Source organism: Mycobacterium sp. NPDC050853 (assembly GCF_040653875.1).
GTDB lineage: Bacteria > Actinomycetota > Actinomycetes > Mycobacteriales > Mycobacteriaceae > Mycobacterium.
The window spans coordinates 1,643,845-1,670,450 of sequence record NZ_JBFAGW010000001.1 but is presented as its reverse complement, the minus strand read 5'-3'; the positions used below and the strand labels follow the sequence as shown (position 1 = coordinate 1,670,450).

Annotated in this window: 15 protein-coding genes (1 of these 15 running past the window's edge); 11 read left to right on the top strand and 4 right to left on the bottom strand. The window is 61.7% G+C overall.

Going from position 1 to position 26,606, the window contains the following annotated elements:
- Window positions 1-536: 536 nt before the first annotated feature.
- The 4 genes from AB0H22_RS08100 to AB0H22_RS08085 all read left to right on the top strand — a co-directional run bounded on the left by AB0H22_RS08100 (window position 537) and on the right by AB0H22_RS08085 (window position 7,198).
- Entirely contained in the window at window positions 537-947 is a 411-nt protein-coding gene (locus AB0H22_RS08100; protein ID WP_180749801.1) for an MmpS family transport accessory protein, read from the top strand.
- Window positions 944-3,847, top strand: coding sequence for an RND family transporter (locus AB0H22_RS08095; protein WP_180749448.1), 2,904 nt, complete (start codon window positions 944-946; stop codon window positions 3,845-3,847). Before AB0H22_RS08100 ends, AB0H22_RS08095 begins: the two co-directional genes overlap by 4 nt.
- Before the next feature lie 40 nt (window positions 3,848-3,887).
- Window positions 3,888-6,749, top strand: coding sequence for an RND family transporter (locus tag AB0H22_RS08090; RefSeq protein ID WP_358145903.1), 2,862 nt, complete (start codon window positions 3,888-3,890; stop codon window positions 6,747-6,749).
- 110 nt (window positions 6,750-6,859) lie between these two features.
- Complete coding sequence (locus AB0H22_RS08085) at window positions 6,860-7,198, top strand: hemophore-related protein (protein WP_358145901.1); 339 nt, start codon at window positions 6,860-6,862, stop codon at window positions 7,196-7,198.
- Between the two features lie 39 nt (window positions 7,199-7,237).
- Here the strand turns inward: AB0H22_RS08085 and AB0H22_RS08080 are convergent, their stop codons facing one another.
- Window positions 7,238-8,653 carry a hypothetical protein gene (locus AB0H22_RS08080; RefSeq protein ID WP_358145899.1) on the bottom strand — a complete coding sequence of 472 codons (1,416 nt, stop codon included), beginning with the start codon at window positions 8,651-8,653 and terminating at the stop codon, window positions 7,238-7,240.
- A 332-nt stretch (window positions 8,654-8,985) separates the two neighbouring features.
- Here AB0H22_RS08080 and AB0H22_RS08075 point away from each other — a divergent pair, with 332 nt between their 5' ends.
- Together AB0H22_RS08075 and AB0H22_RS08070 are read left to right on the top strand one after the other, a co-directional pair.
- The gene (locus AB0H22_RS08075; RefSeq protein ID WP_180749800.1) at window positions 8,986-9,765 is read left to right on the top strand and encodes a methyltransferase domain-containing protein; all 780 of its coding nucleotides are present in this window, start codon (window positions 8,986-8,988) and stop codon (window positions 9,763-9,765) included.
- 189 nt (window positions 9,766-9,954) lie between these two features.
- Window positions 9,955-10,911 (top strand): sulfotransferase family protein, encoded by a 957-nt coding sequence (locus AB0H22_RS08070; protein WP_180749444.1) that lies wholly within the window; start codon window positions 9,955-9,957, stop codon window positions 10,909-10,911.
- 8 nt (window positions 10,912-10,919) lie between these two features.
- Here AB0H22_RS08070 and AB0H22_RS08065 read toward each other — a convergent pair whose 3' ends face one another.
- Both AB0H22_RS08065 and AB0H22_RS08060 read right to left on the bottom strand, forming a co-directional pair.
- Entirely contained in the window at window positions 10,920-11,705 is a 786-nt protein-coding gene (locus AB0H22_RS08065; RefSeq protein WP_358145897.1) for a GAP family protein, read from the bottom strand.
- Between the two features lie 133 nt (window positions 11,706-11,838).
- Window positions 11,839-12,606 carry a GAP family protein gene (locus AB0H22_RS08060; protein ID WP_180749442.1) on the bottom strand — a complete coding sequence of 256 codons (768 nt, stop codon included), beginning with the start codon at window positions 12,604-12,606 and terminating at the stop codon, window positions 11,839-11,841.
- Window positions 12,607-12,768: 162 nt separating this feature from the next.
- Between AB0H22_RS08060 and AB0H22_RS08055 the strand changes: the two genes are divergently transcribed.
- The 3 genes from AB0H22_RS08055 (at window position 12,769) to AB0H22_RS08045 (ending at window position 16,644) form a co-directional block, all read left to right on the top strand.
- Window positions 12,769-13,755 carry a class I SAM-dependent methyltransferase gene (locus AB0H22_RS08055; RefSeq protein ID WP_358145895.1) on the top strand — a complete coding sequence of 329 codons (987 nt, stop codon included), beginning with the start codon at window positions 12,769-12,771 and terminating at the stop codon, window positions 13,753-13,755.
- A gap of 287 nt (window positions 13,756-14,042) precedes the next feature.
- Entirely contained in the window at window positions 14,043-15,323 is a 1,281-nt protein-coding gene (locus AB0H22_RS08050) for a glycosyltransferase (protein WP_180749440.1), read from the top strand.
- Window positions 15,324-15,363: 40 nt separating this feature from the next.
- Window positions 15,364-16,644, top strand: a complete 1,281-nt coding sequence (locus AB0H22_RS08045) for a glycosyltransferase (RefSeq protein WP_358145893.1) — start codon at window positions 15,364-15,366, stop codon at window positions 16,642-16,644.
- Window positions 16,645-16,655: 11 nt separating this feature from the next.
- Here the strand turns inward: AB0H22_RS08045 and AB0H22_RS08040 are convergent, their stop codons facing one another.
- The gene (locus tag AB0H22_RS08040) at window positions 16,656-18,062 is read right to left on the bottom strand and encodes a cytochrome P450 (protein ID WP_180749438.1); all 1,407 of its coding nucleotides are present in this window, start codon (window positions 18,060-18,062) and stop codon (window positions 16,656-16,658) included.
- 563 nt (window positions 18,063-18,625) lie between these two features.
- On the opposite strand from AB0H22_RS08040, the gene AB0H22_RS08035 reads away from it, so the two are divergent.
- The gene (locus AB0H22_RS08035) at window positions 18,626-18,853 is read left to right on the top strand and encodes an MbtH family protein (RefSeq protein ID WP_358146160.1); all 228 of its coding nucleotides are present in this window, start codon (window positions 18,626-18,628) and stop codon (window positions 18,851-18,853) included.
- 20 nt (window positions 18,854-18,873) lie between these two features.
- Window positions 18,874-26,606: the start of a non-ribosomal peptide synthase/polyketide synthase gene (locus AB0H22_RS08030; protein WP_358145891.1), read on the top strand. The gene runs 16,657 nt beyond the window's last position; the window shows 7,733 of its 24,390 coding nt (coding positions 1-7,733); the start codon lies at window positions 18,874-18,876; its stop codon lies beyond the right edge, outside the window.

The window sequence follows — 26,606 nt, the reverse complement described above, 5'->3', positions numbered from 1 at the left end:
CAGCGTATCCGTCCACGCCCTGCCAATGAGTAGAACGATCACGAGATACACAAGAGCACTGGATATTTCGCAATAGCGGGAGGGCTCGCGTGATGTGCTGTGGGCGATATGGCTGACGATGGTGGCGAAGAAGCGAGAAGCGGCCCTGCTCCCCGGAAGCCGAATGGGGTTTGGCTGTAACCAGATACGGTGCGAGGCAGGTCCGGGGGATAGATTTCTGGACGAGCAGTCCATTACCAAATCAAGGTGGCCGTCGGCCTAATCATCAAGGCATTGAGGCGTTTCCGGCCAAGATCTCGGTTTGTGTCGTTCGTGACGCACCAGCATGATTTACTCGTCGGAATCGGGTCGCGCGCAACGTGGCGTGCCGTACGTAGGCGGTGCTTCGCACGACCGAGCCTGGAGTGCAATCGCATTCGAAGTTCGGTTATCTGTTGTGTTCACATCCGATCTGGAGACGCATGTTTGTGCAGCTGACATGCTGCCGGGCACGCATACAGTCGGAGGGACTTGCGATTTTCAGGATTTTGAAGCGGCTGTGGATTCCGTTGGTGCTTGTGGTGGTAGCAGTTGCAGGCGGATTCACCGTGTCGCGGTTGCACGGTGTCTTCGGCAACGAGCGTCGCCCCGCGTACGCCAGCACCGAACGTGAGGAGAAGCGGCCGCACGACCCCAAGTACCTGGTCTATGAAGTGTTCGGTCCGCCGGGCACGGTGGCAACCATCAGCTATTTCGACGCCGACGCTGAGCCGCAGCTCATCAGGGACGCGACGCTGCCGTGGTCGGTGGAGTTCCCGATCACCGAGGCGACGGCCATGGGAAACATCACCGCGCAGGGCGACACCGACAGCATCGGATGCCGCATCGTCGTCGGCGATAAGGTCAAAGACGAGAAGATCCGGCACGGTGTAAGCGCATTGACCTTTTGCATGTTGAAGGCCGCATGAGCACTGCCGTCGAACCTCGCACGGAGCCGTTGCAGGTACAAAGCCGCCCGCCGTTCGTAGCGCGGATGATCCGTCGGCTGTCGGTGCCGATCATCCTTGGCTGGTTGGCAATCGCCGTAATTTTGAGTATCAGCGTTCCGTCGCTTGAGCAGGTCGAAAAAGAGCACGCGGTTGCGATGAATCCCGCGGCGGCGCCGTCGTTCCAGGCGATGCAGCGCATGGGCGAGGTGTTCGGCGAATCTAATTCCAGCTTTGTGGCGATGATCGTCCTGGAGGGGCAGCAGTCCCTGGGCGACGACTCGCACCGCTATTACGACGATTTGATTCGCCAGCTGAAGGCCGATACCACGCACGTGCAGCACGTCCAGGATTTTTGGGGCGACGCGATCACCCAGGCCGCTGCGCAAAGTGTCGACGGTAAGGCCACGTATGTACAAGTGGCCCTTGTCGATCCCCGAGAGGGGGCGTCGGCGAACCAATCCGTGGAAGCCGTCCGGGGCATCGTGGCGCGGACGCCATCGCCGCCGGGGGTCAAGGCCTATGTCACTGGCCCGGCAGCGTTCGCTGCAGATTTGGGCCCTGCCGGCAACAGAACGGTCCTCCTGGTCACAGGGCTGAGCTTCCTGGTCATCTTCACTATGTTGCTCTTGGTCTATCGATCGGTCATTTCCGTCATTCTCATGCTGGTGGTCGTCGGAATCGAGTTGACGGTCGCCCGAGGATTCGTGGCCTTACTTGGTGGTCTCGGGCTTATCGGAGTTACCACGTTTGTCGTCAATCTGCTGGTGGCGCTTGCCATCGCGGCCGGAACCGATTACGGCATATTCTTTACCGGGCGATATCAGGAGGCGCGTCAGGCCGGCGAGGATCGGGAAACCGCCTTCTACACCACCTTTCGCAGTGTTGCGAAAGTGGTCTTGGGTTCCGGCTTGACGATTGCCGGCGCGGTTCTCTGTCTGCACTTCACCCGGCTGCCCGTGTATCAAACTCTGGGTGTCGCCACCGCCGTCGGTATGGTCGTCGCGGTCGCGGTGGCCATCACTCTGGTGCCGGCTGTTATCGCCATAGGTAGCCGTTTTGGGCTGTTTGAGCCCAAGCGGAAAGTCATGGTCCGTCGATGGCGTCAGATCGGCACGGCAATCGTTCGGTGGCCCGCACCGATTCTCGTCGCGACATGCGCAGTGGCGCTTATCGGGATATTGACGCTGCCCGCATACCAACCAAGCTATAACGACCAGAAGTACATCCCGCAGGACATTCCCGCCAATGTGGGCTACGCGGCCGCTTCACGACACTTTCCGCAATCGTTGATGATGGCGCCGGACGTACTGCTGATCGAGGCCGATCACGATATGCGCAATCCGATCGATTTTCTGGTGCTGAACAAACTAGCCAAGGGCGTCCAAGCCGTCCCGGGCGTTTCCAGGGTTCAAGCGGTGACTCGCCCCGGTGGAGAGCCTCTTAAGCACACCACGATCCCGTTCATGCTCAGCATGAGTAGCGCGAGTCAATCGCATTTGATGCCGTTCCAGAAGAATCGGATGGACGACCTGCTGGTCCAGGCCGACGACATGCTGAAGACGATAGCCGTCATGAAGCGCATGCAAGCGTTGACGGAGCAGATGGTGGGCACAACTCATGACATGGTCGGAACAACACATGAGCTGCAAGAAATCATGAACGAGTTGCGGAATCATGTGTCGAATTTCGATGACTTCATTAGGCCGATTCGAAATTATCTTTACTGGGAGAAGCACTGCTACGACATTCCGGTTTGTCAGGCGATTCGATCAGTCTTCGACACACTCGACGGCGTCGACGAGGTCTCCGATAGATTGGGCGATCTAGTCGCAAACCTCGATCGACTGGACGAAGTCCTGCCGCAAATGGCCGAGCAATTTCCAGTGATGATCGAGACCATGGAATCCACGCGGAAAATGATGCTGTCCATGCACAGCACCATGTCGGGAATCTTGGATCAGATGGAACAGTCGACCAATAACTCCACCGCGATGGGTAAGACTTTCGATGCCGCCCAAAACGACGACTCGTTCTATCTGCCGCCAGAGGTTTTCGAGAACGAGGACTTCAAACGCATGATGGACATCTTCCTGTCACCGGACGGGAAGGCGGCCCGTATGTTGATTTCACAAAGGGGCGACCCCGCCACCACCGAGGGCATGTCGCTGGTAGAACCGATTGAAACCGCGGCCGCGGAAGCGCTCAAGGGCACTCCGCTACGCAACGCCACGATCTATCTCACCGGCACCGCAGCATCGGTGAAAGACGTGGTGGACGGCTCCAAATACGATCTCTTGATCGCGGCAACCGCGGCGCTCTGTCTCATTTTCGGGATCATGCTGGTCATGACGCGCAGTTTCATTGCGGCGCTGGTTATCGTTGGGACAGTGGCACTTTCGTTGGGTGCGGCGTTTGGGCTCTCGGTGCTCATCTGGCAGAACATCCTCGGCATCCCGTTGAACTGGGTGGTGCTTGCGATGTCCGTGATCATTCTTTTGGCGGTCGGTTCCGACTACAACCTGCTGCTGGTGTCACGGATGAAAGAGGAGATAGGCGCCGGCATTAATACCGGCATCATCCGGGCGATGGGTGGAACCGGCAAGGTGGTGACATCCGCGGGTCTCGTCTTCGCGTTCACCATGTTGTCGATGGTGGTCAGCGACCTCGTCACCATCGGGCAGCTGGGTTCGACCATCGGTATCGGTTTGTTGTTCGACACGTTGGTGGTGCGCGCGTTCATGACTCCCGCGATCGCCGCGCTGCTGGGGCGCTGGTTCTGGTGGCCACAGCAGGTACGCCAGCGTCCTGCCAGTGCATTACGTCGCCCGGCAGGCCCCCGTCCGTTGGTGAGTTTCCTTCTGCAGAAGGAAGAGCGCTAACCGTAATGAATGCGTTTACCTTCTGCCGGGTGAGGGCCGCGTGAGCACCCACCGGTTGGCCAATCGCAGGCCATTCGTAGCCGGGTTGATCCGTCGGCTGTCGGTACCGATCATCCTTGGATGGTTGGCGATCATCGCCGTCGTGACCTTCGCCGTCCCATCGCTGGAGCGTGTCGGGCGGGAAAGCTCGGTGTCGCTGGTTCCCAAGGCGGCGCCGTCGTTTCAAGCGATGCAGCGTATGGGCAAGGTATTCGGGGAGTCTGATTCCGACAGCGTGGCGATGATTGTGTTGGAAGGTCAGCAACCCCTCAGTGACGACGCGCACCTCTACTACGACGATTTGATTCGTCAGTTGAGAGCCGATACGACGCATGTGCAGCACGTCCAAGATTATTGGGGGGACCCGCTCACGGCGACGGGTGTGCAGAGCGCCGACGGTATGAGTGCCTACGTTCAGCTGAATCTTGCGGGTAACCAAGGCCAAGCCCTGGCGAACAAATCCGTGGACGCCGTCCGGGGAATCGTGGAACGGACGCCACCACCGCCGGGGGTCAAGGCCTATGTCACGGGCCCGGCGCCGTTGGTGGCGGATATGAACCACGCGGGCGACACATCTATTGTCAAAATCACGCTCGTGACGTTCGTGGTGATACTCACGGTGTTGCTTTTTGTATACCGCTCGATTGTCACGGTGATTCTTCTGCTGATCATGGTGGGAGTACAAGTGCAGGCGGCGCGGGGCATCGTCGCGCTCCTGGGCGACCATGGTGTCATTGGACTTTCGACCTTCGCGGTCAACCTGCTGGTGTCACTCGGGATCGCCGTCGGCACGGACTACGGCATATTCTTCATCGGGCGATATCACGAAGCGCGTCAGGCCGGCGAGGATCGCGAAACGGCGTTCTATACCACCTATAGCAGCGTCGCCAAGGTGGTCGTGGCCTCCGGGCTGACGATTGCGGGAGCAATTTTCTGTCTAAGTTTTACCCGGCTGCCCTATTTTCAAACCATGGGCATTCCCGCCGCGGTGGGAATGGTCGTTGCGGTTGCCGTGGCTGTCACGCTGGTTCCGGCGGTTATTGCGTTAGGCAGCCGTTTTGAGCTGTTCGAGCCTAAGCGGAAGATGATGGTCCGTCGATGGCGCTGGGTTGGCACGGCGATCGTTCGGTGGCCCGTGCCCATCCTCGCCGCGGCATGCGCTGTCGTGCTTATCGGCCTGTTGGCGCTTCCGGGATACAAGACCAGCTATGACGATCGACTGTATGTGCCCCAAGACATTCCAGCCAATGTGGGCTATGCGGCCGCTGAGCGGCACTTTCCCGAGTCGCGAATGACGCCCGACGTTCTGATCCTCGAGGCGGACCACGATATGCGCAATCCCGCAGACTTCGTGGTTCTGCACAAACTGGCCAAGGGCCTCTACGCCGTGCCGGGTATTTCGATGGTGCAGAGCATCACTCGACCCGAGGGCAGCCCGATCGAACGTACTTCGATTCCGTTCCAGATCAGCCTGCAGAGCGCCGGCATGCTCCAGATCCTGCCGTTTGGGAAAGACCGCATGGAAGACATGCTGAAACAGGCCGACGGCATGGCGAAGATGATCAATCAAATGCAGCACACCTACGATCTGATGCGCAACATATCCGGTATCACCCACGAGACGGTCGTCATGAACAGGGAACTGACGGCGACCGTTGATCGGTTGCGGAACTACATTGCAGACTTCGACGACTTCTTCAGACCGCTTCGCAATTACCTGTATTGGGAGAAGCACTGCGAAACCATTCCGATGTGCTTCGGGGTCAGATCCATATTTCAGGCACTTGACGGTACCGACCAGCTGAGCGATCAGACGCACCAGATCCTCGCGCGCGTAGAGCAGATGGACGGGCTTCAACGGGAGTTGATTGCCCTGTTCCCGCCGATGATCACGACCATGAAGGCAATGCGCGCCATGATGCTGACCATGCACAGCACCATGTCGGGGATGTTTGCGCTGATCGACGAAACGGCGGCCAACGCCACCTCGATGGGAAAGATCTACGACGGCGCCCAAAACGACGACTCGTTCTACCTGCCGCCAGAGGTTTTCGAGAACGAGAGCTTCAAACGCGCCATGTCCTTGTTCTTTTCACCGGACGGGAAGGCTGTACGTCTGATCCTGACGTATCGAGGCGATCCCGGGACGCCGGAGGGCCTTTCGCGGGTGGATGCGGTGCGGTCGGCGGCCGAGGAGGCGCTCAAGGTGACGCCGCTGGAGAACGCCAAGATTCACCTTGCCGGGACCGCGGCGACATTCAAGGACCTACGCGACGGGTCTGCCTACGATCTCTTGATTGCCGGCGTTGCGGCGCTCTGTCTCATTTTCGGGATCATGCTGATCATGACGCGAAGTTTCGTCGCGGCGCTGGTTATCGTTGGGACAGTGGCACTTTCGTTGGGTGCGGCATTTGGGCTCTCGGTGCTCATCTGGCAGAACATCCTCGGTATGGAATTGCACTGGCTCGTGCTGGCGATGTCCGTGATTATTCTTCTGGCGGTCGGTTCCGACTACAACCTGCTGCTGGTGTCACGGATGAAAGAAGAGATAGGCGCCGGCATCAATACCGGCATCATCCGGGCCATGGGCGGAACCGGCAAGGTGGTGACATCCGCGGGTCTCGTCTTCGCGTTCACCATGTTGTCGATGGTGGTCAGCGACCTGCGCGTCATCGGACAGGTGGGTTCGACCATCGGTATCGGTTTGTTGTTCGACACGTTGGTGGTGCGCGCGTTCATGACTCCCGCGATCGCCGCGCTGCTGGGGCGCTGGTTCTGGTGGCCACAGCAGGTACGTCAACGCCCTGCCGGCGGATCGCAGGATTCGGCGGCCCCTGGTCTTCTGGTTACGCAAGATGCCTAAGTTCTTGTTGGAGTTGACTTATGGCGGACCGGGTAAAGCGCGGGTGACATCAAGTTTGGCCCATTAGGGTCGGAATGGTTGAGAAGTATTAGTAGGAAGGATCTGTGCATATGTTTCGTCCGTCAATGGTCGACGTGGCCGCCGGACTTGGGGCACTGGCGTTTTCGCTGAGCGCCGGTGTCGGGATCGCCTCCGCGGACCCCGATCTGGATTTGGCCATCAACACAACATGCAGCTATCCGCAAGTGGTGGCTGCGCTCAATGCGCAAGACCCGCAGTTCGGTAAGGCATTCGCTCAATCACCGATACTGCAACGCGGCCTGCGTGAGTTCCTTGCGGCCGGGCCGGACAAGCGGGCACAGACTGCCCAAGATGTGGCGAACGCCCCGGCCTTCCAGCCGTATCTGGGAGTAATGGAACAGGCCTACAAGACCTGTCACAACTTCTGACCAGATTGGGCGTGAGCCTCTTTGGCTGCGTCCGATTGGTCAGTGGATCTCGCCGGTCAGGCCGAAATCGGCCAGCGTGAGCCCGGCCAGCTCACATAAAGCGGCCTTCGTATTGGTCGCGCCCGGTTGGTAGGCGCCGACGCTGATGAAGATCTTCCCGTTGAGGCGCCCGGACAGTATGAACATTCGACCGCCGGTTCGTTCAAGCAACTGTCGTCTTTCGCGTTGCCCGGTCGCACGTGCATTTTGGAAGTCGGCCATGGTGCCCGCTGGGTAGCCGATGAACGTGCTGAGATCGCCGAGGTAAGAACAAAACACAGACTGATCGGGGTCGGCGGGGATTCTGGTCACCATCCGCTTCAGCGTTCGCTTCGGCGCGAACGAGGGCAGCCACAGGAGTTGCTTCGAATCGTCCGACGTCTCCTTCAGGGTGGTCAGCGTCTGTTTGACGGCGGCTCGAACGTCACGCAGATCCGTTGTGAGCGAAGCGGGGTCGATACTGACGCGGGCATACGACAGCGCCATCGCACGGGTGTCTTCCTCTGTGCGGTCGCTGATGGGGATTTGCAAGGTGACTGCGCCGTCAGCTGAGCGTCGACGCCCGATCCGTTCCCCGAGCTTGGCGGCAAAGGCCGCAGCGAGCGTATGACTCGCGCCGCCAAGAGCTTCCGCACGGGCATCCCAATTGTCTAGCTCGACATAGATTGTGATGGCCGGTACGAGCACAGTGTCATCGGCGACGGCCGCGTTGAGAGCGGGTGGTTGCGGTGCCGGTGAATGCTCGTTCCCACTCTTGTCACGCGCCTGTTTCCGGGCCAGTTTTACTGCCGTCACAAGCGCCCGGGCGACCTTGGGTACGTCACGCGCTGTTTGCCGGGCGTCCTGGCCCACTGCGCGCAGTCGAGTGCGTGACAACGGTGACGGGTAACCAAGATCGCGTGTCTTGCCCAGGGCCGCTTCCACTATCACGAGCGCGAGCCCGAGGCCGTCGATCAGGTTATGCGAAAGCACCAGGCTGATCGCGGTTGTGCCGTCTTTTAAGGGAAGGACGCCGATATGCCAGCCGGGCCCGGATTCGGGGTCGATACGCACCTGTGAGCGTTCATCGACCCAGTCGCTGAACTCGACCCGTGGACGGGCATGCTGAGCGATCTCGATATCCGATTGCCCATGATCTGCCACCCACCGATGCCGGGCGATCGGAAGTGCTGGACGCTCGATGCGCCGGCCCAACAAACCTTGACCGAGATTGCGATGAAAGCGCCGCAGCGCATCGAGGTCGACATCGTGCCCGTATAGCCACGTAACCTGAATGATCACGTTCATGCCGGCGGCGCGATGCTCAGCCACTAGTGCTTCATCCGCCAAGGCGAGTCGGTTATCCGGCTGCGCAGCAGCTTTCGAAGCGCGACGTTTGTTCAGGGTTTCGCGCACACGACGTATCTGCCCAGGCACCGATCAGACTCCTTCGTTCTCTACGCGCGTTCACGGTGTCACGCTGCGGTTGCTCAGTGGCCGGTGAGTCGGCGCGGTGCCGCGGAAGACTCGAGCGAGGAAGTCCAGGAGTCCAGCCCAGCACCGTCGGGCCCACATTGATCGAATAGGTCGGGAGCCTAGCCGCTCGGTGGAGATGTCGTGGTGGAATCTTCCTCACCGCGGCCGCATGCTGTTCTGGTTGACGGGTGGACCCAGATCTGCGCCACCACAATCAGTTTCGCTGCTTTGAATTGTGACCGCCGTGTTTGATTTTGTGACTGTCGTGTCGAGCGGCACCGCCATGATCCATGATGTTCTACGTGGATAGCAGAGCCCGCGACATTTCGAGCATGCCTCGGGGCGGCCCGAACGCTTCGTGGCTGGACCGGAGGTTGCAGACCGATCGGCTGGAATACCTGGACCGCGACGACGTCGACGAGCTGAAGCGCAAGGTCATGTACTCGCTCGACCGTGCCGGGCGGCGACGATGGATCGGCGTCCATGAAAAATGTGCCCGGCTGGCGCTTCGCGAGGTGGCCGATGTGCGCTCTCCGAAGATCTTGGAACTTGGTGCCGGCCTTGGCGGGTTGTCACGCAAGTTACTGGAGATGCACCCCACTGCGCAGCTGACGATCACCGATATCGATCCCACTTTTGTGGCCACGGCGATCGCGGGCGATCTCGGCAGTCACCCGCGCGCAACAGTGCGAGAAATGGATGCCACCGAAATCGATGCCCCGGAAGGGCATTACGACCTCGCGGTATTTGCGCTGTCGCTGCACCATCTTTCGCCTGAACTCGCCGCCCAGGTGTTCGCCGCGGGGACGAGGGCGGCGAGGAAGCTGTTGATCGTCGACCTCCCCAGGCCGCCGGTGCCGCTCCACATCGCGTTGTTGGCGGTGGTGCTGCCGCTCACCAGGCTCTCGCCGCTGCAGCACGACGGGTTTATCAGCTCCCTTCGCGCCTATAGCCCGTCGGCGCTGCGTGCACTCGCTCAACATGCCGATCCAGCCATCACCGTCGAATTCCGGACCCGGCGAGGGCTGGCTCCGACGGTGGTAGTTGCCAGCCGTTCTCGGCAAACCGGTTGAGAGGCCGATCACCGCGATGTCATCACATGTGTTACACACGCATGATTCAATGTGCGACAGTCCATTACGCCGCGCAACTCGTTCTGGTCGGGTGTACTGCCAGGACCAGACCGGTCTATCGCTGGAGGATCTCATGGTGCAGCAAGACGCTCCTGCGCGGTGTGTGACATCGAGTGCAAAGTTGTGCTCGTGACCTCGGATAAGCAGGGCCGCCCTGTTGTTCTGTTCGTATTGGGCATGGCCCGGTCCGGAACCTCGGCGATTACCCGAGTTCTCTCGCTGTGCGGTGGCGCCCTCCCGTCGGCGCTCGCGGGCGCCAACCCGGCCAATCCGCGTGGTTATTGGGAGCCACGCAAAGCAATCATCCTCAACGAGAGGATCCTTCATCGCAACGGCAGCTCGAGGTTTGATACGACATTGCGTCTACAAGAGGAAGGTGCGTTTGACGCAGACGAGAAGGCCGCGTGCATCGACGAGATCCGGGCCTTTCTGACAACGCTGCCGCCCGCGCCACTGGTGATCATCAAAGACCCACGAATAAATCTGCTGTCCGGCATGTGGTTTGAAGCGGCACGCTTGGCGGGATTCGATGTGGCGACTGCAATAGCGGTGCGCCACCCGACCGAGGTCATCGCCTCGGTTGCGGCGCAGGCCGCAGCCTCGTCGGAGTTCTCGAGTGCGCTGTGGCTGAAATTCAATCTGCTGGCCGAGGCAGACACACGCGACGTGCCGCGCGTATTCGTGGGGTACACGAACCTCCTTGAGGACTGGCGTCGCGAAGTGAAGCGGATTTCAGTAGCGCTCGGGGTCAACCTCGATACCCAGGATGAGGTGGCGATCGAGGAGTTCCTCGAAACAGATCTACGGCGCCAGAGATACTGCGGCCCAGTGACAGAGCCTTTCGGCACTGACTGGATTTCCGTGGTCTATGAGGCACTGTGCGCAGCCGCGCGCGACGAGTCCTGGGATCAAGCTGCACTGGATCACGTTCTCGAGGCGTATCGGATAAGCGAACGCGGTTTCCGCACGATGTTTGAGGATTACCAGCGATTCCACAAACTCAGCCGGCGTACCCGGCCGTCGATGATGAAGCTGATCTACGAGATCATGGCGACCGCCAACGGGCGCCGTGGGACGTGGGCCTGACCGGCCACTCAGGCAATGCCGTTGACTACCTGAATGAGCCCGGCGACTGAGAAGATAGTGATCAGCATCTGCCGACGGTGAACCAGCGCCCAGTCGTGCAGCGGTCTTAGTACCGCAAGAGTTTTCGCGGGCGCGGCCAGATAGCTGACCAGGGTGATCTCGACAATCGCAAACATCCCGAAGACAAATAGGATGACGGCGATGATCTGTGTGCCGATCGGTGTACCCGAGGCCACGACGGGAGTGAGTACGAAGAGTACCAACATGGGTGGCGGAAGCCCGCAGAGCCCGAACACGAAGGCGACCCACAGGGCCCCGTTCTCCCAGGCATTTTGGAGGTGGCGGAGCAGCCGCCGAAATACAGACCCGCCCTCTGCTGCCGCGTCCTGCGGGTTACCAAACGGCGATGTTATGAGATTCGAGGTATCCGAATCCTGCGTCAGGGCAGCGGTGTTGCCGGCCGATACCGGTATGCGCGACCGTTGGCGGGCTGAGCGCACTGCCATCACCGCGGCGATTGACAACATGAGAAGGCCCATACCGAGGTTGAAGAACCGAGTAGTGGGGCTCTTGCCCGGCGTCGCCAAATCCTCCACAAAAGAGCGAAACGATGGCGCTATGTGCAACACCATCAGCGGTATCAGCAGACCGGCAAGACTCACGATCATGCTGCCGAGCCAGTAGGCCGCTAGGTTCTGGACCGGCCGAGGCCGCGAGATCATCAAGACGATGATGGCAAGTAGTACCGGATTGACCGCGAACATGATCGCCATCACGAGTAATAGACCCCACACGGCCCGGAACACTACCCATGTGACCGCGCTTTCTTGGGGGAATTCAGAACCAAAGCCATCAGCAACATCGATTGCCAATTTGGCGAACCCTTGTGCCCGAATGGGTTTCGTGTAGACAACTGGGCTTTGAGAGTTAGATGCCGCCGATGCCGTGGATCAGAAGCGATATCCCAGCCACTATGCACATGGCTATCAGAATCTTTCGACGGTGAGTCAAGGCCCAGTCATGTAGCAGTTGCACGACCGCTTGGGTTTTCGTCGGCGCGACCAGGTAACTGATCAACGTGAGTTCGACAATCGCCAGTACGCCGATGATGAATACGATGGCGACGGTGATCTGTGTCCCGAGTGTGGCGCCTGAGGTCACGATGATGGCGATGAGGAACAGACCCGCATCGGGTTCGATTCCGCCAAGTGCCAAGCCGATCAGGAACGCGACCCATAGGGATCCGCTTTCCCACGCGCTGGTGGCCCGGCGCAGCAGCCGGCGGAACACGGAACCGCCCTCGGTCGCAGTGCCTTCCGGGTGACCCAGCAGTCGCGTAATTGGGTCCGGTGTCTGCTTATCTGGCTCCGCGGTCAAAGCATTGGCGCTCGACGCTCGCCGCGAGCGTGCTGCTATCAGCGCTGCCACCGATAGCGCCAGCACACCCATGCCGAGTTGAATATGCCGAATGGTGGGGCTGTCCGCCACCCCCTCGGCGAATGATCGGACCATCGGTGTGACATGCAGCAGCGTCAACGGAACCACCACAGCGGGGATACAACCTATGAGACAGCCCGCCCAGTAGACGAGCAGATTCTGCACGGGCCGTGGCCTCGAGATCACGAGGAGGGTGATACCGAGACGTATCGGGTTGAGAGCCACCAGTACCACGAGTGCCAGTACTGAACCCCACACGTCCGGAGACTCTACGCGGTAGGTTCGTTGTCTGTGGTTCGTTTGAAAGTTGTTCTGTGGCCACCGGTCACAGGCACTTGGCCGGTATAGGGGTGTCGACTGTTGCTCGCGCATACGCGGCTCGCGTTCTCCGGCCACAAATTCGCGTAGAGGAGTTTTTGAATGACGGCGGTTACCAGTGAGTGCCGGCTATGCGAGTCGGCCGGCCCCCATCAAACGCTTGAAGTTCGCGAGATGATGTTCGGAACCCGTGAGCTGTTCGAATACTTCAGCTGCGCCGCGTGCGACACGTTGCAGGTTGTCCGGCCGCTCGAGGGTGAAGAGCTCATGCGGCACTACCCGTCGACATACTATTCTCACAATGGTTCGGCTCAGCCGAGGGCATTTCAATGGCTGGTCACACAACGAGATCGATTTAAATTACAAAGCGGCGGAAGGATATTCGGGTCCCTCCTAACGTCGCCCGTGCCGGAAGGCATCTTCCGGGTCTTGCTCGGCGGAGACGTTGTCGGAATGCTCGCTCAGCTGGGCGTGGCGCGAGATGCGCGGATCTTGGATGTGGGCTGTGGAAGCGGTGCACTGCTGGACCGGTTGGCCAGAGTCGGCTTCAACAGCTTGGCCGGTGCTGATCCATTCATCGCAAGCGATGGCGAGTCACGTGAACGCATTCCGTTGATGAAGCGGTATTTGGGTGACGTGACAGGCGAATTCGATCTCATCATGTTCAATCATTCGTTTGAACACATGCCCGATCCGGTCGCCACTCTCGAGGTGGCAGCCAAGAAGCTCGCTGCCGGCGGAATGTGCCTGGCTCGGGTGCCCACGACATCATCTGAAGCGTGGTCTATCTACGGGGCTGATTGGGTACAGGCGGATGCCCCTCGGCATATGGTCATTCCCTCGCGGAACGGGATGGCGCTGGCCGCGGAGCGAGCCGGTCTGCGCGTCGAGCAGACGTTTGATGATTCAACTTTTGGTCAGTTCACCGGGAGTGAAGCCTATCGAGGTGACGTTCCGGTAACCGACCCCAAAATCCTTACGATGTTCCGGCCCAAGCAGATCTGGGCATGGGAGAAGCGATCGAAACGACTCAATCAGCAGAACCGTGGTGACCAGACCGGTTTTGTCCTACGGGCCAAGGAACACTAAATCTGCACGGGGTGTCTAAGGGTAGAAGCGTATTCCTTTGCTCCCCAAATGATTCGCCATGACCGAAGGTCGCCGACGAGCCCTGATAGTGGTGAATGGGCGCCAAGATCCCGTCGCTGGGGAAACTCGATAATGCGACTGAGGACGGTCGACGGGTTCCCCTGTGCTTGTCGGAGCACTCGGTCCTTTGCCCAAAACTCTTGAATTTCAAGTTAATAGCGTGAGTATCGCGTTATGCTCCCGCTTCATTCCGCAGGACCACGGGAAGTGAAGGGCTGAGATCCGCGATGAAATTCGTACTGTCATTCTATGGAACACGCGGTGATGTCGAGCCCGGTGTCGCCGTTGGCCGTGAGCTGTTGCGCCGCGGCCACGATGTACGGATGGTCGTCCCGCCCGACCTTGTTGGCTTCGCCGAGGAGGCCGGGCTTGCGGCGATTGCCTGCGGACCGGACGTGCGCGTGTGGCAGGACGTGAACCGCGATTTCTGGGCACGATTTTTGCGGAACTTTTGGAAGAACTTCTGGAGGATCGGGGATCTGCGGGAGCTGCTGCGCGAAGATTGGCGGTTTTTGACTCAGTGCTGGGAGGACGTCAGCTCGACGCTGAAGTCGCAGGCGGAGGACGCCGACCTGCTCTTCACCGGTGTCCTCGGAGAGGAGGCAGCCGGCAACATCGCGGAGTTTCACGACCTCCCGTTCGCCACGCTGCATGTGTTTCCGATTCGTGCCAACGGCCAGCTCGTACCGGGAATGCCGGCGCGGTTCGGCCGCTCCCTTATGAGGCTTTCGGAGTGGTTGGGTTGGCCGCTGTTCAAAAGGCTCGAAGACCCGCAGCGGCGTGGATTAGGCCTACCGAAGGCCACCGCGCCCTCGCCGTGGCGGATCACCGAGCGCGGCTCGCTGGAGGTCCAGGCGTACGACGAGGTGTGCTTTCCCGGGTTGGCCGATGAGTGGGCGGAATTTGACGGCCGGCGGCCCTTCGTCGGTGCGCTGACATTGGACTTACCAACGGATTCCGATGACGAGGTAGCTTCGTGGATTGCCGAAGGAACGCCGCCCATTTGCTTCGGCTTTGGCAGCATGCCGGTCGAATCCGCAGCCGACACGCTCGCCATGATCAGCTCCGCTTGTGATCAGTTGGGCGAGCGGGCTTTGGTGTGCGCCGGCGGGAGTGACTTCAGTCATGTACCACTTTTCGAGAACGTCAAAGTGGTGGCCGCGATGAATTATTCGGCAGCCTTTCCCGTCTGTCGCGCGGTCGTGCATCACGGCGGCGCGGGTACTACCGCGGCGAGTCTGCGGGCGGGGGTTCCCACCCTGGTCCTTTCGACGGATCTCGATCAGACGCTGTGGGGTGCTCGCGTCAAACGTCTGAAAGTAGGCACCGCTCGGCGTTTTTCGGCCACGACCGAGGAGACGTTGGTGGCAGACCTACAGACCGTCCTCGATCCGCGATGTGTGGCCCAGGCCCGCGAGGCCGCCACCCGAATGACCAAACCCGCCGAAAGCCCTGCGACCGCCGCCGAGCTGTTGGAAAACTTCGCCCGCCTCAAGCGGGTTGGCTGATGGCAGAACACGCATCGGATGTAGCAGGCCAACAGCCGCGATGAAATTTGTGTTGGCAAGCTACGGGACGCGCGGCGATATCGAACCGTGTGTCGCCGTCGGCCGCGAGCTGCTGCGTCGTGGGCACGATGTGCAGATGGCCGTCCCGCCCGATCTCATTGGCTTCGTCGAGGCGGCCGGGCCTACGGCGGTTCCGTACGGACCGGATCTGCAGGCCGTTCTGGACGCGCACCGCGACTTCTGGTCGCATTTCTTCCGCAATTTCTGGAAGATCCGGGATTTGATCAGGTTGCGGCGCGAAGTCGTGGAGCCCTTTCTCCAGTGCTGGAAGGACATCGTCGCCACGCTGACATCGTTGGCTGAGGACGCCGATCTGCTCTTCACCGGCGTGAATTTCGAGGACGCCGCAGGAAATGTCGCGGAGTACTACGACATTCCGTTGGCCACGCTGCACTTCTTCCCATTGCGGTCGAACGGCCAGTTCGTGCCATTCCTGCCTGCGCCACTGGGTCGTTCGACAATGAAGGTGGGCGAGTGGCTGGCTTGGCAGAACGCGAAGAAAGTGGAGGGCATCCAGCGCGGTGAGCTGGCCCTACCGAAGGCCACGGCGCCCTCGCCGTGGCGGATTACCGAGCGGGGATCGTTGGAGGTTCAGGCGTACGACGAGGTGTGCTTTCCCGGGTTGGCCGACGAGTGGGCGGAACACGATGGCCTACGCCCCTTCGTCGGTGCGCTGACATTAGACTTACCAACGGATTTCGATGACGAGGTGGCCTCGTGGATTGCCGAGGGAACACCGCCGATCTTCTTCGGCTTTGGCAGCTTGCCGGTCGAATCCGCCGGCAAGACGCTCGCCATGATCGGCTCCGCCTGTGACCAGTTGGGCACTCGGGCATTGGTGTGTTCCGCCGGGTCTGACTTCGGCGAGGCCCCCTATGCCGAGAACATCAAAGTGGTCGGTGCGATGAAATATTCGGCAGCCTTTCCCGCCTGTCGCGCGGTCGTGCACCACGGCGGCACAGGCACCACCGCCGCGGGCTTGCGCGCGGGGGTTCCCACGTTGATCCTTTCGACGGATCTCGATCAGACGCTATGGGGTGCTCGCGTCAAACGTTTGAAAGTCGGTACTGCCCGGCGTTTTTCGACCACGACCGAGAAAACGCTGGTGGCAGACCTGCGGACCATCCTCGACCCACAAATCGTCACCCGGGCTCGTGCGGTATCCACCCGCATGACCAAACCCGCGGAAAGCGTGCAGGCCACAGCCGATCTCGTGGAGAGTCTTGCCGGCCGCGGTCGGCCGCGACCGAGGTCGAATTAGCGTCGGGTGTCCTACCGCCGCGAGTCGCCCGACCGTGTCGTGCCATGAGCGCCGGCGGGGCATCCCGGCATCGCGGCTGCCTGCACGCAGTTCCTGATCGCCCGAACTTGGACAATCCCCCCACGATGCGGCACGAAGGTGACGTGTTTCGCCTGCTGCTTTTCATCGGGTGCGGTGGTGATGCTCAACTCGACCCGACGCAGGATCTCACGCAGCACGATCCGTATCTCGACCATGGCAAAGGTGGCACCGAGGCAGCGGCGGTTGCCGCCGCCGAATGGTAACCAAGTGGTAGGGCTCAGTGTGGTGCCGAGCATCCGATCCGGATCGAAACTACCCGGATCCGGGTACACGGCGGCGCTCGCGTGCACGAGTCCGATCGCGGGGTCGACCATGATGCCTGCCGGCAGTCGATAGCCGCCCACCTCGACAGGCGCCTTCAGGACCCTGCCCGAGCTGAAGATCACCGGACGAATTCGCAGGGTCTCCTTCGCCACGGCGTCGAGGTACTCGTCGCCGGCCGGATCGCCCTCCGCGCTCGCATCGGCGGCCCGTACCGCCTTGGCCAGCGCAGACGGATGGCGGGTCAGCCGCTCGAGCACCCAGGACAGCGCTGTCGCGGTGGTCTCGTGTCCGGCCGCGATGGACGTCAAGAGGTGATCGCGTAGTTCACGGTCGGACATGGCGCGGCCGTCTTCGTCGGTGGCGCGGACCAGCATGGCCAGAATATCGGTGCGGTTGGCGAGGTTTGGATCGGCGCGACGGTCGGCGATCTCCGCGTAGAGCAAGGCATCGGTTTCAGCCATTCGCCTGCCCACTCCTCGCCACGGGCGATGGCGCCGCAGGCTTGGTTTCGTAATCGCCGGGGTTTCCCACGGTTTCATGTAAAGGAGCCGCGGTACGACCCTGCGCAGCGCGGCCAGCCGCACCGGATCGGTAGCACCGATAACAGTTCGCAGGATTACCTCGAGCGTGATCTCGGTCGTCATGGGGGCAACGGGGAAGGCCTCGCCGACAGGCCAGTCGGCGATGTTTGCGGCGGCGATCTCGGCCATCTGAGCGGCTTGGTGCGCGACTGCGTCGCGATGAAAGGCCGGCATGAGGAGACGACGCTGGTCGTGGTGTTCGTCCTCGTCGAGTACGAACAGAGAGCTGTCACCAAGGAGCCCGCGAAAGAACCAGTGCGCTTCGCCGGAATGATAGACCCGCGGGTCGCCTGCATACACCGTCTTGATGTCAGCAGGATCCGCAAGATATACGACCTTGCCCGACAAGGGAATACGAAGTGTGAACACGTTGCCGTATCGGCGTTGACATCCAGCCAGGAAGCGCAGACCTAGGGCCGCCATCAATACGGACTGCACCACCAGGGGAAGCGGAGGCCCGGGTGGCAGTGCGATTTTCGGGGCTTTGCTCACTTTGCATGATCCTCAGTGCTAGACGGTATGACAGCTCACATGTCGACCACTCCGGCTGCAACTGGGGCGAGTTTGCCTGTCGCAGATGGACACTCACTCCGGGGTTCTACGGTCGGTTCCACGGTACGAGTGTCGGGGCGGGCGCGCGAGCACTTTCGGTAGTTGGGCATGTTGCAGATGGGAATCCGGTCGGTCGAGCGGGCCGCGGTGTCCACGGGACGAATCTGATCACGGTGTCTAATGAACGAATCTGGTCACATTCGGTACCCCGTCGAGTGGCGCACGATACGTGCCACAGCCCATACAGCAAAGTCTAACCTCATCAGCATTGCCGGAGTGGCGACCAGGGCCGCGGGCTGCTCACGCGCGGTTTGGTAACGGCTATCAGCCAATTAACCGTTCAAGAGCCGATCATGCCGGGCAATCTGGTACCGCTCATCACCCGCTCGGCCGCGACTCAGCAAGTATTGGCGATTTTTCTAAAAACACGTACCGTCGACGAATTCTCGGTTAGTTTTAGAACAGGTTCCACTTATCGGGTGTGGATGGTTTCGGGAGAAGTGTTGAGTATCAATCCATTTGACGATGACAGCGGCAGCTTTTTCGTTCTGGTCAATGACGAAGAGCAGCACAGCTTGTGGCCCGCCTTTGTCGATGTACCAGCTGGTTGGCGGGTGGCTTACGGCGAAGCGGACCGCGCTGCCTGCCTGGACAACATAGAGCGACACTGGGCCAACATTCGGCCGAAGAGTCTGCGCGAGAGGTTGGCACAGGGTCGGACTGTTGATTAGTAAGCGGCGGGTGGGGACCGATGGAATGTGATCATGGGGGGCTTCCGCTTACGCGGGGTCAGCTGGATATCTGGCTTGCCGAAGAGGCCGGCCGCTCCGGTGTCAAATGGCAGCTGGGCATGCTTGGGCGGATCGAGGGCGTCATCGAGCATGCCCTCCTCGAACGGGCGGTGCGTCATGTGGTGCGCGAGGCAGAACCTCTCAGAGCTGCCTTCTCTGAGGTAGACGGCCAGGTTTTCCAGACGGTGGTTGATTATCCGGACGTTGAGGTTGCTCGCCATGACCTGACGGGTTCATCGGATCCTGTGCGTGACGCTTATCGGGTGGCGTCTGCAATCCGACGAACGCCGATGTCGCTGAGTGGCCCGTTGTTCAAGTTTGCGCTGATGCAGGTGCGGGCCGATGATTTCTACCTTTTCGTGTGCTGCCACCACATCGCGACCGACGGAATTGGCATGGGACTCCTCTGCCATCGGATCGCCGCCGTCTATTCCGCGATCGCTACCGACGCGCCGATTCCTCCCCCCATCTTTGGGTCGTTGAGGAATCTCGTCGATTGCGAGGCGGAGTACGAGGCCTCCGACGAGTACCTCGACGATGAGGCCTATTGGACCAAGAGCGGTCCGCTCGAGAACGAGCCGCATTTTGGTGCGTCACGCGTTGCCGCGCGCCGCACCAACGAGTATGAGCCTTCTGCGCCAGTCCAACTGGCTCCTTCTGTCGTTGCCAAGGCCCGTGAGTTGTCCCACGCGTTGGGGGTGCGTCGAGCCTCGGTGATCACTGCGGCCTGCGCGCTGTTGGTGCACGGCGAGCTCGGGGGCACTGAGGTCGTACTCGATTTCCCGGTGAGTCGACGGGTGCGCCCGGAGGCGCTGATGGTGCCCGGGATGAGCTCCGGGGTCGTGCCGTTGAGGTTGACGACGTCACCGGGGTTCACGGTGGCCGGCTTCTGCGAACATGTCGATCGGCGGATACAAGAAGCGTTGCAGCATCAGCGTTTTCCGCTACGTGCTATCGAGAGCAAGACGGGCTTCCAGCGCGGTGGGCAGGCGTCGAATCGTGCAGCCATCAACTTCATTCCGACCACCCGGTTGGCAGATTTTGCCGGTGCCGCTGGATCGGGGACCGTGACCCACACGGGCCTCGTGGATCAGTTTGGGCTGGTCTTTATCAAGAACGACGAGGAGCTCTTCCTCAGTACCTCGGGTGTCGGGCAGTTGTTCGCCGACTGCGATGCCCGTGCTCTAGCGGACCGGTTCGAGCGAGTGTTGTTGGCGATGACCGCCGCCCCAGCGCGGCCGCTTTCGGCGATCGATGTGCGCGATGAAGAGGAGAGCCCCCAGGTCGAGGTGTGGGGTAATCGGGGAGCGTTGGTCCGACCCGGGCCCCGGCCGGTGTCGATTCCGAAGTTGTTCGCCGAGCAGGTGGCCCGTGAGCCGGGGGCGGTGGCGGTCAGTTTCGGTGATAGTTCGATGACGTATCGCGGGCTGGATGCGGCCGCGAATCGTCTGGCGCACTTGCTTGTTGGACATGGCGTGGGTCCTGGCGAGCGGGTGGTGCTGCTGTTCTCGCGTTCGGTCGAGGCAGTCGTGGCGATTCTGGGGGTGCTGAAAACCGGTGCGGCGTATGTGCCGGTCGATCCTTCGGTACCTGATGCGCGGTTGGAATTCGTGCTGGCCGATGCCGGGCCGGTAGTTGCGGTGACTACCGCCGATCTGGTGGATCGGTTGGGTGGTCGCGGATTGACGGTTGTCGATATCAACGACCGTGCGGTGTACGGCCGGCCGAGTACTGCGCTACCTGTGGAGCCCGAGCCTGACGATATCGCGTATCTGATTTACACCTCGGGCACCACCGGCGTACCCAAAGGTGTTGCCATTCCGCACCACAACGTGACGCGGTTGATGGAGGCAATCGACGCTGAGCTGGAGTTGTCGCCGGGACAGGTGTGGGCGCAGAGCCATTCGTTGGCGTTCGACTTCTCGGTGTGGGAGATCTTCGGCGCCCTGCTCCATGGGGGGCGGCTGGTGGTGGTTCCCGATTCAGCGACGCGCTCACCGGAAGAGTTCCACGCCTTACTCGTCAACGAGCACGTCAGCGTGTTGAGTCAGACACCGTCGGCGTTTTATGCGCTGCACGCCGTGGATACGGTCCTTCCCGAATGTCGGCAGCTCGGTCTCAAGGCGGTGGTGTTCGGCGGGGAGGCCTTGGAGCCACAACGTATTGGGGCATGGTTGACCGATCATCCGGGGTTGCCGAGGTTGATCAATATGTATGGGATCACCGAAACGACGGTGCACGCCTCATTCCGTGAGATCACCGCTGCTGATGTGCAGAAGACGGTCAGCCCGATCGGAGTTCCGTTGTCCGATCTGGCGTTCTTTGTGCTCGATGACTGGTTGCGGCCGGTTCCGCTGGGTGTGGTGGGCGAGTTGTATGTCGCAGGCGCGGGTTTGGGCTATGGCTATGTCGGCCGGGCGCCGCTGACGGCGACGCGATACGTGGCCTGCCCGTTCGGCGGGTCGGGAGTGCGGATGTATCGCACTGGCGACCTGGTGTCCTGGGATGTCGCTGGACAGTTGCAGTACCTGGGACGGGCTGACGAGCAGGTAAAGATCCGTGGCTATCGCATCGAGCTCGGCGAAATCCATTCGACGTTAACGGCTCTCGACGGAGTCGAACAGGCGGTGGTTATCGCTCGGGAGGATCGCCCGGGCGATAAGCGTCTAGTCGGCTACATCACCGGCACCGCCGACCCCGCTGAGTTGCGTGCGGCGTTGGTCGACAGGCTGCCGTCCTACATGGTGCCCGCGGCGATCGTGGTCCTGGCTGCCTTGCCGTTGACGGTCAACGGCAAGCTCGACAAAGGAGCCTTGCCCGCGCCGGAATACCAACACATCGACCAGTATCGGGCCCCTACCACCACCACCGAGGAAATCCTGGTCGGTATCTACGCTCACATTCTGGGCCTGAACCGTGTCGGTATCGACGACTCGTTCTTTGAACTCGGTGGGGACAGCATCTTGTCGATGCAGGTGTCCTCGCGAGCGCGTGCCGCGGGCCTGGTATGTCGCCCGCGTGACATCTTCGTCCAGCAGACGGTGGCGCGACTGGCCCAGGTAGTTGCGGCGACTGGCAGTGCGGATGAGCCGGTCGATGAGGGTCTCGGGCCAGTGCTGCCGACCCCGATCATGCGGTGGTTGAAGAGCCTGGAGAGCGCAAACGGGTCGATCGACGAGTTCAACCAGACGGTGCTGGTGCAGGCCCCCGCGGATGTTACCGAGGACGACGTCGTAATCATGTTACAGGCCTTGCTAGATCGGCATGCCATGTTGCGGCTGCGTGCCGAGGGCGACGGCGCAGGCGGGTGGTCCTTGACTGTGCCTGAGGCAGGGTCGGTTGATGCCGCTGGATGCCTGCGCGCCGTGAACGTGCTCTCCGATGAGGCGCTGGTGGCGGCGCGGTCGCGGTTGAACCCGGCGGAGGGGGAGATGGTCAGCGCGCTATGGGTTACCTCCACAAGCCAACTGGTGTTGATCATTCATCACTTAGCCGTTGATGGGGTGTCGTGGCGAATTGTGTTGGAAGACTGCAATATCGCCTGGGCGCAGCATCGTGACGGGCAACCCGTAATTCTGCCGGGAGCGGGGACGTCGTTCGCGCGGTGGGCCGAATTGCTGTCTCAGTCTGCGCAGCACCCACAAGTCGTGGAGCAGGCCCAGGCGTGGCGGCAGGTGGCGGCCATCCCGGCGGCGTTGCCGGAGGTGCGCGTCGACGTGGATACCTACGAGACCGCCGGGCAGTTGTCGGTATCGCTGGATGCCGAGACGACGCACATGCTGCTCGGTGAGGTGCCTGCAGCGTTTCACGCGGGGCCGCAAGACATTCTGTTGATCGCCTTTGGGCTGGCGGTGGCCGAGTTCGCAGGCACCGGCCGTGCGCCGATCGCGATCGATGTGGAGGGTCACGGGCGCCAAGAAGGCCTCGCCGCCGAGGTTGACCTCTCGCGCACGGTGGGCTGGTTCACCACCAAGTACCCAGTGTCGTTGGCGGTCGGTGGGTTGCGTTGGACGCAGGTGGTGGGCGGTGACGGCGCGCTTGGTGCGGTGATCAAGGACGCCAAGGAGCAGCTTCGTTCCCTGCCAGACGGCTTGACTTATGGTCTGCTGCGCTATCTGAATCCCGATGTGGATCTGACTGAATCCGACCCGATGATCGCCTTCAACTACCTGGGCCGCCTGGGTGGGACCGCGGGCGGCGGGTCTGGCGATGCATGGCGGATATGTCCTGAAGGCTTGTCGTTGACCCGCACCGCCGGGGTGGTGTCCACGCCGCTCGGACATACCGTGGAGCTCAACGCCGCCACCGTCGACACCGATACCGGCCCATGCCTGAACGCAGACTGGACGTGGGCGCTCTCGGCGCTCGATCACACGCAAGTCGGTCGGCTGAGCCAATTGTGGTTCGAGGCCTTGACCGGCATCTGCGCGCATGTGCGAAGGGGCGGGGGCGGATTGACTCCGTCGGATATCGCCCCTGCCGAGTTGAGTCAGCGGCAGATCGATGAGCTGAGCCAGCAGTCCCGCATCGCCGACGTGCTGCCGCTAACCCCCTTGCAGCAGGGCCTGCTCTTCCACGCAGGCACCGCGCAGGGCTCGGACGACGTGTATGCGATGCAGCTGAGTATTGCGTTGAGCGGCTCGCTCGACGCGAACCGGCTCCGCGATGCGGTGCAGGCCGTGGTCAGCCGGCATCCACACCTGGCGGCCCGCTTCTGCGAACGGTTCGACCAACCGGTGCAGATCATTCCCACCGAGTCCGTAGTGCCCTGGCAATACATCGAACTGGACACCACCGTCAGCGCCAACACCGACGCTGAGGAACAGATCCGGGGGATTTGCGCCGCCGAACGCGCCGCGGTCTGCGATCTGAAGAACCAGCCCGCTATCCGGGCCGCCCTCATCCGCATCGCTGACGACCGGCACCGGTTCGTCCTGACCACCCATCACATCGTGCTCGATGGCTGGTCGATGCCGATCCTGGTACAGGAGATCTTCGCCGGTTTCAGTGGGCAACGGCTGCCCCCGGCCGCGTCGTATCGCAGCTTCGTGACCTGGCTGTCCGAACGGGATCGAGCTGGCGCCCAAGCGGCGTGGCGCGAGGCGTTGGCTGGTTTTGACACCCCCACATTGGTGTGTCCGACTGGCCGAGAGGTACTGGGGCAGCGAGGCATTGAATCTTTCCAGCTCTCCGAAGAGGTCACGCTGTCACTCGGCGTGCTGGCACGTTCGCATCACACCACCGTCAACACTGTGCTCCAGGGTGCCTGGGCATTGCTGCTCAGCTCGGTGACCGGTCAGCATGACGTCGCATTCGGCACGACCGTTTCGGGGCGTCCGTCCGAGGTCCTCGGCGCGGAATCGATGGTGGGCCTGCTGATCAACACGGTGCCGGTACGGGCGACGTTCCGGGCGGCCACCACCACCGCAGACCTGTTGCATCAGCTGCAAAATGCGCACAATGACACGCTCGAGCACCAGCACGTGGCGCTCAGCGACATTCACCGCATGACGGGTCAGGACAATCTGTTCGACACACTCTTGGTGTTCGAGAACTACCCGATCGACACCACGGCGCCATTGGGCGTCGACGGCCTGGCCGTCACCGAGTTCGATTTCCGTGAATCCAATCACTACCCCCTTGCCGTACAGGCTCTGCCGGGCCGCGAGTTGGGCCTTCGGGTTGAATACGACGCCGATATCTTCGACCTTGCGACCGTTGAGTCCTTGATCGAGCGGTTGAAGACGGTTTTGGTGGCGATGACCGCTGATCCGGGGCGGCCGTTGTCGTCGATCGATCTGCTCGACGAGGCCGCGCGTGCTCGCCTGGATGAGTGGAGCAACCGGGCAGTCTTGACTAAACCAGCGACGGCGGAGTCGATTCCGATGTTGTTCGCCGAGCAAGCGGCACGCACTCCCGATGGGGTGGCGGTGACCTTCGAGGGTCGGTCGATGACGTACCGGGAACTCGATGAGGCCGCCAATCGGTTTGCGCACTTGTTGTCCGGCCAGGGGGTCGGTCCGGGCGAGGTTGTGGCACTGCTGTTTTCCCGGTCGGCGGAGGCCATCATGGCGATTCTGGCCGTACTGAAAACCGGTGCGGCCTATGTGCCGGTAGACCCGGCTTTGCCGGTTGCCCGCATCGAGTTCATGTTGGCCGATGCCGCGCCGATCGTCGCGGTCACCACGGCCGGGGGGCGGTCGCGCCTAGACGGGTTTGACCTACCCGTCATCGATATCAATGAGACTGCTGCCGACGCCCAGCCCAGCACGGCGCTGGCCGGTCCGGCCACCGATGACATCGCCTACATCATCTACACATCGGGCACCACCGGTGTCCCGAAAGGCGTTGCCATCCAACACCACAACGTTCCTGAGCTATTTGGCTCACTCGACGCCAACGTGCCCTCAGGCCCGGGGCAGGTATGGGCGCAGTGGCATTCGTACAGCTTCGACGTGTCGGTGTGGGAGATCTTCGGCGCACTGCTGCATGGGGCGCGCCTGCTGGTGGTGTCCGAACCGGTTGCCGCATCACCACATGACTTCCATGAGCTGCTTGTCGCTGAACACGTCAGCGTGTTGAGCCAGACCCCGTCGGCAGCGGGCATGATCTCGCCGCAGGGTTTGGAATCGACGGCGCTGGTGGTGGCAGGCGAGGCTTGTCCACCTGAGCTCGTGGACCGCTGGGGCCCCGGGCGAGTGCTGATCAACGCCTACGGGCCTACCGAGGCCACGGTGTACGCCTCGATCAGTGCACCGCTCACCCCGGGGGCCGCGGTACCGATTGGCGCGCCGGTGGCGGGTGCGGCGTTGTTTGTGCTCGATGCCTGGTTGCGTCCGGTGCCGCCCGGGGTGGTCGGCGAGTTGTATGTGGCCGGTCGCGGTGTCGGCGTGGGTTATTGGCGCCGGTCGGGTTTGACGTCGTCACGGTTCGTGGCCTGCCCGTTCGGCGAGCCCGGTACTCGGATGTATCGCACCGGCGACCTGGTGCGGTGGGGCTTCGACGGCCAAGTGCAATACCTTGGGCGGGCCGACGAGCAGGTCAAGATCCGCGGGTACCGCATCGAACTCGGTGAGGTCCAGGCCGCTCTGGCCGCACTCGACGGGGTAAGCCAAGCAGTGGTGATCGCCCGCGAGGACGAGCCCGCCGCCCTGCGTCTGGTCGGTTACGTCACCGGCACCGCAGACCCAGGCCAGATCCGCGCCCAGCTGGTCGAGCGGCTCCCGAGCTACATGGTGCCGGCTGCGGTGGTCGCGATCGATGCGGTGCCACTGACGGTCAACGGAAAACTCGACAGACGCGCCTTGCCCGTTCCGGACTACGTCGACGGCGATCACTATCGCGCCCCGGCCAACCCGGTCGAGGAGATCCTGGCCGATATCTACGCTCGTGTACTCGGACACGTGCGCGTCGGGGTCGACGACTCGTTCTTCGACCTGGGCGGGGATTCACTGTCCGCGATGCGTCTGATCGCTGCGATCAACAATTCGTTGGACGCTGGCATTGCTGTGCGCTCCCTGTTCGACGCGCCCACGGTGGCCCAATTGGCCGGCCGTATCGGCGGGGAAGCGGCGCGGCTGGAGCCGTTGGTGGCCGGCGAGCGGCCCGCCGTGGTTCCGCTTTCATTTGCCCAATCGCGGTTGTGGTTCCTGGACCAATTGCAGGGGCCTTCACCGGTTTACAACATGACGGC

Bases quoted from the DNA above. Each gene is read 5' to 3' on its own strand.
- AB0H22_RS08045 (WP_358145893.1), top strand. From the start codon at position 15,364: ATGAAATTTGTGTTGGCAAGCTACGGGACGCGCGGCGATATCGAACCG.
- AB0H22_RS08085 (WP_358145901.1), top strand. From the start codon at position 6,860: ATGTTTCGTCCGTCAATGGTCGACGTGGCCGCCGGACTTGGGGCACTG.
- AB0H22_RS08050 (WP_180749440.1), top strand. From the start codon at position 14,043: ATGAAATTCGTACTGTCATTCTATGGAACACGCGGTGATGTCGAGCCC.
- AB0H22_RS08095 (WP_180749448.1), top strand. From the start codon at position 944: ATGAGCACTGCCGTCGAACCTCGCACGGAGCCGTTGCAGGTACAAAGC.
- AB0H22_RS08075 (WP_180749800.1), top strand. From the start codon at position 8,986: ATGTTCTACGTGGATAGCAGAGCCCGCGACATTTCGAGCATGCCTCGG.
- AB0H22_RS08055 (WP_358145895.1), top strand. From the start codon at position 12,769: ATGACGGCGGTTACCAGTGAGTGCCGGCTATGCGAGTCGGCCGGCCCC.